Origin of the sequence: uncultured Cyclobacterium sp. (genome assembly GCF_963976465.1) — a bacterium.
Taxonomy (GTDB): domain Bacteria; phylum Bacteroidota; class Bacteroidia; order Cytophagales; family Cyclobacteriaceae; genus Cyclobacterium.
Genome location: NZ_CAXBOC010000204.1, coordinates 1 through 8,860 on the forward strand (window position 1 = coordinate 1; position 8,860 = coordinate 8,860).

The 8,860-nt window shown below is 38.5% G+C and carries 9 protein-coding genes; 4 read left to right on the plus strand and 5 right to left on the minus strand.

The window, feature by feature from the left end:
- Positions 1-106 precede the first annotated feature (106 nt).
- The 3 genes from AAC037_RS12610 (at position 107) to AAC037_RS12620 (ending at position 2,301) form a co-directional block, all read left to right on the plus strand.
- Positions 107-460, plus strand: a complete 354-nt coding sequence (locus tag AAC037_RS12610) for a VOC family protein (RefSeq protein WP_339903328.1) — start codon at positions 107-109, stop codon at positions 458-460.
- Between the two features lie 228 nt (positions 461-688).
- Entirely contained in the window at positions 689-1,387 is a 699-nt protein-coding gene (locus AAC037_RS12615) for a DUF2490 domain-containing protein (RefSeq protein WP_339903329.1), read from the plus strand.
- A 215-nt stretch (positions 1,388-1,602) separates the two neighbouring features.
- Entirely contained in the window at positions 1,603-2,301 is a 699-nt protein-coding gene (locus AAC037_RS12620) for a DUF2490 domain-containing protein (protein ID WP_339903330.1), read from the plus strand.
- 420 nt (positions 2,302-2,721) lie between these two features.
- Here the strand turns inward: AAC037_RS12620 and AAC037_RS12625 are convergent, their stop codons facing one another.
- Entirely contained in the window at positions 2,722-3,492 is a 771-nt protein-coding gene (locus AAC037_RS12625; protein WP_339903331.1) for a DUF4625 domain-containing protein, read from the minus strand.
- A gap of 279 nt (positions 3,493-3,771) precedes the next feature.
- On the opposite strand from AAC037_RS12625, the gene AAC037_RS12630 reads away from it, so the two are divergent.
- Entirely contained in the window at positions 3,772-4,197 is a 426-nt protein-coding gene (locus tag AAC037_RS12630) for a DUF4625 domain-containing protein (RefSeq protein ID WP_339903332.1), read from the plus strand.
- A gap of 229 nt (positions 4,198-4,426) precedes the next feature.
- Here AAC037_RS12630 and AAC037_RS12635 read toward each other — a convergent pair whose 3' ends face one another.
- The 4 genes from AAC037_RS12635 to AAC037_RS12650 all read right to left on the minus strand — a co-directional run bounded on the left by AAC037_RS12635 (position 4,427) and on the right by AAC037_RS12650 (position 8,668).
- Positions 4,427-6,811 carry a DUF2309 domain-containing protein gene (locus tag AAC037_RS12635; protein WP_339903333.1) on the minus strand — a complete coding sequence of 795 codons (2,385 nt, stop codon included), beginning with the start codon at positions 6,809-6,811 and terminating at the stop codon, positions 4,427-4,429.
- On the minus strand, positions 6,808-7,953 hold the full coding sequence (locus tag AAC037_RS12640) for a proton-conducting transporter membrane subunit (RefSeq protein WP_339903334.1): 1,146 nt from the start codon (positions 7,951-7,953) through the stop codon (positions 6,808-6,810). Before AAC037_RS12640 ends, AAC037_RS12635 begins: the two co-directional genes overlap by 4 nt.
- A 178-nt stretch (positions 7,954-8,131) precedes the next feature.
- On the minus strand, positions 8,132-8,332 hold the full coding sequence (locus AAC037_RS12645; protein WP_339903335.1) for a hypothetical protein: 201 nt from the start codon (positions 8,330-8,332) through the stop codon (positions 8,132-8,134).
- Between the two features lie 30 nt (positions 8,333-8,362).
- Entirely contained in the window at positions 8,363-8,668 is a 306-nt protein-coding gene (locus AAC037_RS12650) for a hypothetical protein (RefSeq protein ID WP_339903336.1), read from the minus strand.
- Positions 8,669-8,860 lie beyond the last annotated feature (192 nt).

An 8,860-nucleotide genomic window follows, 5' to 3' on the forward strand; every position in this document is an offset into this window, starting at 1 on the left:
CCGGTTTTGGCGGTATTGTTGCATTTTTTTCCGCAACAATGCTGACAAAATCACTTGGATTAGATTTTTTTATCTTTGACAACAAACCATTAAAAACGAAAATACCATGCGAAGAATCGTACCCAATATTTATTCAAACAACATGGCCGAAAGCAAACGCTTTTACCTCGATTTTCTGGACATGGAATTGGCCATGGACATGGGTTGGGTGTTGACCTTTGTCTCCAAGGATAACCCTACAGCACAAATTTCAATTCTTCAAAACAAGGACAATGCCCCTCTTGACAATTCCGCTATATTCTTATCCATAGAAGTTTCAGACATTAATCAATGGTACACAAAAGCCCAACAACAAAATATAAAAATTAGCTATCCAATTACTGAAGAAGACTGGGGCGTAAGGCGATTTTTTGTGAATGACCCAAACGGAGTTACTCTAAATTTACTCTCCCATTTATAGTTTTAAACCCGAAACAGGCAAAGGACAATCTATTACCTGACCTGGAATAAATCCTTATTAACTGGTAATGGGAACAAACCATAGGTAGGGACAAGTACTCTTCTGCCCATTGGAAGGGTCAACTTTTTAAACTATCTTTATCATTTATTTCAATACCACACTAGCCTTTTGGCTTAGAAAAATTTATCAACCCAATTTTAAACCTATCCTTGTAATTTGCTTTACAAAATGACAAACAAATTAGCCCTTCTACCCTTTCTTATTGTACTACTCATCCCTTTTTCCGGAAAAGCCCAGATCAACCAGGACAAAACCGGAGCTTGGTACATGTATTTTTTCAATACCACCTTTAATGACAGCCAATGGGGTTTCCAAGGAGACATTCAGCACCGCAACTGGAACAAGGGGGGAGACCTTGAGCAATTGTTGCTGCGGGGAGGGTTAACTTACAAGCCCAAGGAAACAAACATCAAATTCACATTGGGCTATGCCAATATTACGTCGGGAGTTTACGGCGATGATAAAAGCACTTCCATGGAGAGCAGGATCTATCAAGAAGCCCTGTTCCCCTCCCAATTTGGCAAGCGATTTTATGCTACCCATAGGTTTCGCTATGAGCAGCGCTTTGTAGAAAACCAGGACTTCAGAACCCGTTTTCGGTACAATTTATTTTTAAATATCGCCTTGAATAAAGCGACCATGGAAAAAAACACTGTCTACCTGGCCCTTTACAATGAAATTTTCATCAATGGCGAAAGAGGTATAGGAAATGGAAATACGGTTGAAATCTTTGACCGCAACAGGTTTTATGTGGCCCTTGGCTACATGATCAATAATGACTTGAAAGTTCAACTGGGAGGCATGAGACAATCGACTGATCAATGGAGTAAAAACCAATTACAGCTCAGCCTCCACCATAATTTTTAAAGGCCCTATTCAAATTGCAATTTTTACATAAACTTCTATTTGCGCCTATGGATAAGGGATAGATTAGGCAAAAAAGAAAGCTTTGATCCATGGGCATGTATAAAAAATATGTTTAAATTTACAGGCAGTGAATGCCCACCGAATTAGGTGGGTTTCCACTATCTCCCTCCCAGAATAACAGCAGACGTACGGATTCATCCCAATCAGCTTTAATTATGAAAAGCAGAAACGTATTACTTGCAGTAGGTTTTGCATTGCTGTTCAATTTCAAGTCAATGGCTCAGACAACAGGTGACCAAACCGGAGCCTGGTACATGTATTTTTTCAATACCACATTTAAAGAAAGTCCTTGGGGATTACAGGGTGACCTTCAATACCACAGTTGGAATAAAACAGATGATATGGAGCAACTGCTGTTTAGGGCCGGGCTGACCTATAAACCTAAGAAAGCAAGTGTGAAATTCACCCTGGGTTTTGCCAATATCACATTTGGTCAGCAGGGTAAAGACCATACAAGTAAGGTTGAGAACAGAATTTATCAGGAAATCTTATTTCCCATCAAACTAAGTAGGCGCTTTTATACCACCCACCGTTTTCGCTATGAGCAAAGGTTTGTTGCAGACCAAGATTTTAGAACAAGGTTCAGGTATATTATTTTCCTCAATGTGCCTTTGAATAAAACCAATTTGGAAAAAGGGGCGATTTACCTGGCTTTCTATGATGAACTATTTCTCAATGGTGAAAAAAACATAGGGAATGAACAGGGAGTAGAAATATTTGACCGAAACAGGACCTACGCCGGTCTTGGCTACCTGATAAAAAATGACTTAAAAATTCAACTTGGAGGTATGCGACAAATTGCCAACTTATCCAATAGAAACCAGTTTATACTAAGCCTTCACCATTCGTTGTAAAAATGGACTTCCTTGCAACCAAAGTTAACATGCTGAAGATGGGAGGCCTTACCGATTTTTGCGGTATTGTTGCCCCTTTTTCCACAACAATGTTGACAAAATCATCTTTCAACACATCCAAGGGTGTCCATCCAAGTTTCGTTAATTGTGAAGTTATAGGCTATCCGTAAATCCTTCATTGGATAAAATGATTATAGCCTGTAAGTCGTCATATTTAAACGCATAAAGAAGCCTATAGGGCTTCAACAATAATAACCGCGTGGTGTCAACCCACGGTAAACAAAATATATAGTCAATTGATTTTGGCGGTATTGTTGCCCTTTTTTCTGCAACAATGCTGACAAAATCACTTCCCCACACCTAAAATAAATAAAAGCCGGATAAACCCGGCTCGTTTTCAATCATTGTACAACCCTTCTTTTATTCGTTTAACACATCAATATGTGTATCAAATTCAACTTCATTTCCATCCTCATCTTCAATGATAAACATTACATGGTATTCCCCTGCTGTGACATTGGCAGGAACATCTATGTGTTCATGAAATTCGACCTCAGACAACTCGTGGTATCCTTCTTCAAAAACTTCCTCCATTTCCCAAACCACCTCTCCTGCACCAGCAGTAAGACCATGGGCATGAATGTCAACAGTAATGGTATGAATCCCATTGGCTGCACCAATTAAAAACTCAACATGGAAATCTTCTCCCCTTACCACTTCGGCATCCATTTCGAATCCACCGACATGAATCAATTCTCTTATTTCTAAATGACCTTCCATTTCAGTAACGTTACCTGCAGCATCTGTAATTACCAATTCCACATGGTATTCTCCTGCCGGTGCGGTAGCAGGAATATCTATATGCTCATGAAACTCAGGGTTCTTTACCAAATATTTAGCATCCGTGTAGACTTCTTCAAAGTCCCACTCGACTTCTCCTTCGCCCACTTCCAGATCATGTGCATGAATACTCACTTTAATAGACTCCACATTTGCATAGGCTAGAATGGTAGCCTCCATATGAATATCCTTTCCACGATAGGCCACAGGCTCTGTTGAATGTGTGCTTCCTTCACCCATTTCAAAGGTGGAAACCACCGGGGGATCAAAGGTAATGTCTTCATCATCTTGACAAGAAAAAAAAACCAAAACCAAAAACGGTAATAATAACTTTTGTCCAATTCTGTGCATAAACAACAATTTCTTTACTGGTTAAATAATGCAATAAGATTGCACAAACATAATGCAATAATATTGCATTTACAAGGTTTTATACCGCTTTGAAGCGGAATATTTCTTTTAATTGAAAAATTCCATTTGCAACATTGTTTCACTCATAATATGACATATATTTGCAATGGTGTTGCAGAGTAGTTTATAGAAAATCCCCCTCAACAAAACGCCATATGCCGGCGCTATAAACACCTACTCGCTTCACTGAAATACATTTAAATCAATTTTATTCAAACCATGAAAAAAGAATTCAAGCATTTCCTATTAGCCATTATAGCTGTTTTAGCATTAGGTTCATGTCAGGAAGAAGCCGAACCCAACCTGCCATCACCCAGCATAGATAATGTTGAAATCGGGTTAAACAATGATGAAATTGGGGTGATTGGTGAGGATTTTCACCTGAACGCAGACCTCCTTGCCGGCGAATTAATTGAACTAGTAAAAATTCAAATTAACCCAATTGCCGAAGAAAGTTATGAAGCTTATTGGGACTTCGAATTAATCTGGGAAGAATACAAAGGAGCAAGAAATACAACCGTCCACAAGCATTTTGATATTCCGGAAGATGCCGTGGAAGGCTTTTATGATTTCCTTATCATCGTTACGGATCAAAACGGAACCATTACAGAAGAGAAACGGAGCATCACCATTTATAAAGGATAAAATCTTCCCTATTCGGAATCCCAGATCTTTATTGAGAAGGGTTTAATGAATTCTATTAAGGTTTTCGAGTAAAATTCATCTTCAATCAAAAGGCTAAACTAATATACTTATCCACCAAAAATATTATCACCTATTGCTTAAATAAAAGGGATATTGTTGTGCATGGAACAACAATATCCCAAAACTTAGTGGTCAATGAAAATAGCCTCCCAGCATTTTTACTTTCGGATTAAATAGGAAGTTCAGTTAAAGTTGAACGAGATATTGAATTTCGCAAGGCACTTGTGGTGTTATTGGATAAAGGCTCCCATAGCAATCCCTTTTTGTATTTAGTTATTTTATTATTTTTATTGGGATCCATCACCAAAAGGTAAATCCATTCGTTGTCAAGAAGTGATTTTAGGTGACTGTTTCTTCTCAAGATATCTGCTACCCGATTGATGGGAGCTTGAATCGTCACCGTCAATCGCAAAGGCTGATGATACATGTCATTATCGGAACTGTACAAAGATTGAAGCGGAAGTCCCATTTTGAGATCTCCTCCATTCCCTTGTACCACACCAAATTTACCTGTAATATTATGGGTAATTTTTGATCCTCCTCCATAGCTGCTATTATCCACCGTAGAAAAGTAGTAGTGATTATTGATCCACTGGGTCACCACCATGGGTCCCTGCATGATGGCTTCCAGGGCTTTGCCTGTAGTATCCAATTCCCAATCATAAGAATGAAGAAAGCAGCGACTGTCTAGATCGGTATTTTTGGTCAATTCTCGTCGCCCCACAATAAAGCCTGCGTTTTTTGCAAGTCCCCATTCCGGACGTGTTTCACTCCAGTTGTTTGCCTTTTCTTGCACTTTAGAAAGGTTCTTTCCATTGGTATGAAGTCTGTTTTGCGTGGCGCTTTCCTGCACTTTACGAAGGTTAACTTTCAAATCCTCTATAAGTATTTTATGGGTCTCTGGAGCTTTAGCGTCAAACAATACAATCCCATCTGTGGTAGTATTGTGTTCTGCCCCCAAAAACAAGGTGTTTTCTGGAATATAAATACCATGAACGTTGGCCAATGCTTTTCTTACATGCAACAAATTAGCCAGTTTTGCCAGCATCCTTGCATTGTGTCGTCCGGGGCTTGCAGCACATGCTCCACAATCTAAACTTGAGCTAAAAGGGTTGTTGGCAGAATGACTTCCATGCCCTACAAATAATACCAAAGGAGCAAACTTATTCCAGCCCATAAGGTCAAAGGCTGATTTAACAATGGACACCTTTTCTTCCAATGAAAGTCCGGGTACATCGGTATTTTCCTGACTTTTTTTAATTATATCAGGTTGGCAAGTGGCTTCCATCTGAGAAATTCTTTGCTGATTTTTTCGGTAGATTACACCCGGCATTATTGTTCTTGCCAAAAGTGAAAGTCCGTAAAAAACACCTGAAAATTCCACGTATCCAAAAGCAGAAGGCAACATGTTTTTCATTCGTTTAAGAAAATAATTACCAAATTTCCTGCGACTATTTTCCTTTTCTAAGGAGAGAAACTGCCCTTTTTTATCTACTTGGGCTGACTCCGAAACCGTATAGGCCGAAGACACAATTGGAGGGCAGGATTTTCGGGAAATTTCGTCCTCAAGACTTTGGTAATCCATTGCAATTCCGAAAAAGCCCGCATAACCAAAGGTTTCGTAATTCCCTTTGGACTCAATATGTCTACGGATTAATTCAGAACGGGTATCGATACAAAACACCATTTGGGCATTAGGAAGAAATGATTTTTTCGGTGTTTGTGTAGCATTAGCGCCTTTCTCAAGTTTTATGGCCAATTGATTCTGCCAACTTTGCTCCCAGGCCTGAAGCCATACATATTGTAGCTTAAGTAGAAAAGAGTCTGTATGAACCTCATTTACTTCCGGTAAAATGGGTACATTCATTTTTTTGGAAATCCATAATCGCACAGCTAAATAATCCATCAAATGGATCGGGAAGTCCTGCTGCCAATCAGAATTGGATTCTTGACGATGCTTGATGTATCCTATCCATCCAGGCAATGAAGCAAAATGATGGGTACAAATGTTGAAATAGTCTTTTTCAGTAAAATCACTTAACAATTGATCCAATGCCGCCGTACTGGTTTTTGGAATGTCTTTCAAGGAGGTATAGCCTAATTCTGAATCGTAGATAGCCAATAGTCTCCATGCAGAATAAAAACCTTCACTTTTAAACGGCATTTCCCATTCGGCAAGTCCTTCATCCATAAAGGCGGACAACCATTTTACCATCAAACGATCCACTTTATGATTGCCGTTCACTTCCTCTGAGAACTGTACCCCTTCCAACAGTTTAAGGTATTTTTCAGGCCGTTGAGGTAAGCCATTTTCTTTTAGAAGGTGATCCAGAACCTCCAAATCAATATCTCCTTTTTCCCAAGCCTGACGATAATGTTTTGCTGTCGGAAAAGCATTTGCACTAAATTGTTTTTGGGCTGCACTGACAGCATCAAAAAAAGACGCTTTTTCATACCCTGCCAAAGGATTTGAAGCAACAAAAGTATACAAAGGCCAGGTTGTGCCTATTACTTCCACGGCTTTATCAATACTGCTTAATAGATCCTGGTTCATATTGATTTTGATTTATACATTAGAATTGATTTTTTATTCGGTTGAGACAAATTCATCAATTTGACATAAACCCAAGGAAACTTTTTATAAACCCCAAGTTTCATAATGAAAAAGCCGATTAGAAAAATCGCACCAAAAATGATTTGTACAGATGTCAGTGGTAAAGGCTCCGAAATCTTAGGCATATTGGCCATGAGCATGGATACTCCATTGTACATCAAGGCGTAAAGCCCTATTCCTGCTATAAAAAGCATTGGTGGTACTATTATTTTCTGTATCGCTGAAAGGCTCTGCTCTTTTACGATATTATAAGTTGCCTGACCTATCGTAATGGCCACTATGATGGTCAACAATAAACCACTATTTAATAACAGTCCTTTCCCCGTCCAGTCTGCAAACAGATAAGCTCCCAGCCCTCCAAAAAACAAAACAACTACTCCTTGCAATGGTCGGATTCTTAATGTTTTTGGTTGCTCAGGTTTTGTCTGTGCTATTTCTTCTCCGGAGGACAAGAACAAGTATGCTTTATAAAACCCATGTAGAATTAAATGAACCACTGCAGCATTAAAGAACCCCAAGCCGCATTGCATGATCATGAAACCCATTTGGGCAATGGTAGAGCAACCTAACTTTTGCTTGACATTGACTTGCAGCAATTTTGTAAACTGAGCAATAATGGCAGTAAACCCTCCAACAATAAACAAAATATTCATGGTGGCGGAGGCTAAAAGCAAGCTGGAGAAAAGGGCCAACAAAATACCCGCTCCATTGACAAATCCTGCGTGCATAAGTGCAGAAGCAGGCGTTGGCGCAGTCATTGCAGAAAGCAGCCAGCGATGAAAAGGATACATGGCTGATTGTACGATAGCGGCCCCGATCACACAAATGGCAGAGAGCTGCAATAGATAAAATGGAATGTCATCAACCACTTCAGCTATACCACTTATTGTATATTGTCCGCTATACAAAGCCAATGGAATCAAACCCACTGATAGAAAGCCTGTTCCTGCTAAAAAGTACTTTTGTGTAAATTTAGCAGCCTCTCGTGCTTCTCCCCAATCTTTATCAATTCCAATCAATTGAGCCATTAGCACCCCCATAATCAACCAGCTAAAAATTAAGAGAAGAATGTGCTGAGCCATAACTACTAGCATTACAGACAAGGAAAAGCATAAGCACAGCCACATAAATCTGGAATGGAATTTAAATCCCATCAGATATTTACCTGAATAACTGCATACGATTGCACTAAAAAAGCTGACGGTAGTCCAGATCAAAATTGTGAAGCCATTGATTCTGAAAACATTCCTCCAAGTTAATTCAGGCATACCTTTGAAGTAAGAGATAAGGAATAGGGCGTTCCCTATAAATAGGAACCATAATTTTATGTATATAGGCCATTCCCAGAATGAAACTAACTACTGTTATATGGTCTAAGAATAGGTGATGTTGGTCATAAGATATTTTGACCAGCAATATCAGAATAAGTAGTCCTAGCATTGAAAGCGTTGAATTTTCCATGGTATGAATTTTAAGCTTTTGAATAGATTATTAGGTAACAGCAATTTCCAGAACCCCTTTTATATTTAGCTTTTGACCAAGTCCTCTCGACAAGTTTATAAATTCTTGAACCTTCTTTTTTTCCAATTCTAACTCTTGAATTCTCCCATCCAATTGCTCTGTTTTGGATTCATGATTGCCTTCCCAAATTTGAAGTCTTTGTATTTTGTGGAAGTTTATTTTTTTATTAATCAATCCCATAAGAACATGTGTTGCTTCTGAAGGAGTAAACTCTCCTTTTACCAATTGAATGATTTGTGTTGTTTTTTCTAATTGAGCAGTTTCTTTGTTGTCCATTTTATCTAAATTTTAATTGTTTGAATAATTTTATTTTGTTTAACGGCACAAAGATTAACTTTTAATATCATTAATTTTTATTTATATTTGTTATTATAAACATAAATATTATTTATGAATTATACCTTACACCAGCTCCAGATTTTTCTTAAAATATCTGATTTACAAAGCATTACGAAAGCATCTGAAGCA

Excerpts from the sequence above, each read along its gene's own strand:
- AAC037_RS12610 (WP_339903328.1), top strand. The coding sequence starts at position 107 with ATGCGAAGAATCGTACCCAATATTTATTCAAACAACATGGCCGAAAGC.
- AAC037_RS12615 (WP_339903329.1), top strand. The coding sequence starts at position 689 with ATGACAAACAAATTAGCCCTTCTACCCTTTCTTATTGTACTACTCATC.
- AAC037_RS12620 (WP_339903330.1), top strand. The coding sequence starts at position 1,603 with ATGAAAAGCAGAAACGTATTACTTGCAGTAGGTTTTGCATTGCTGTTC.
- AAC037_RS12625 (WP_339903331.1), bottom strand. The coding sequence starts at position 3,492 with ATGCACAGAATTGGACAAAAGTTATTATTACCGTTTTTGGTTTTGGTT.
- AAC037_RS12630 (WP_339903332.1), top strand. The coding sequence starts at position 3,772 with ATGAAAAAAGAATTCAAGCATTTCCTATTAGCCATTATAGCTGTTTTA.
- AAC037_RS12635 (WP_339903333.1), bottom strand. The coding sequence starts at position 6,811 with ATGAACCAGGATCTATTAAGCAGTATTGATAAAGCCGTGGAAGTAATA.
- AAC037_RS12640 (WP_339903334.1), bottom strand. The coding sequence starts at position 7,953 with ATGGCTCAGCACATTCTTCTCTTAATTTTTAGCTGGTTGATTATGGGG.
- AAC037_RS12645 (WP_339903335.1), bottom strand. The coding sequence starts at position 8,332 with ATGGAAAATTCAACGCTTTCAATGCTAGGACTACTTATTCTGATATTG.
- AAC037_RS12650 (WP_339903336.1), bottom strand. The coding sequence starts at position 8,668 with ATGGACAACAAAGAAACTGCTCAATTAGAAAAAACAACACAAATCATT.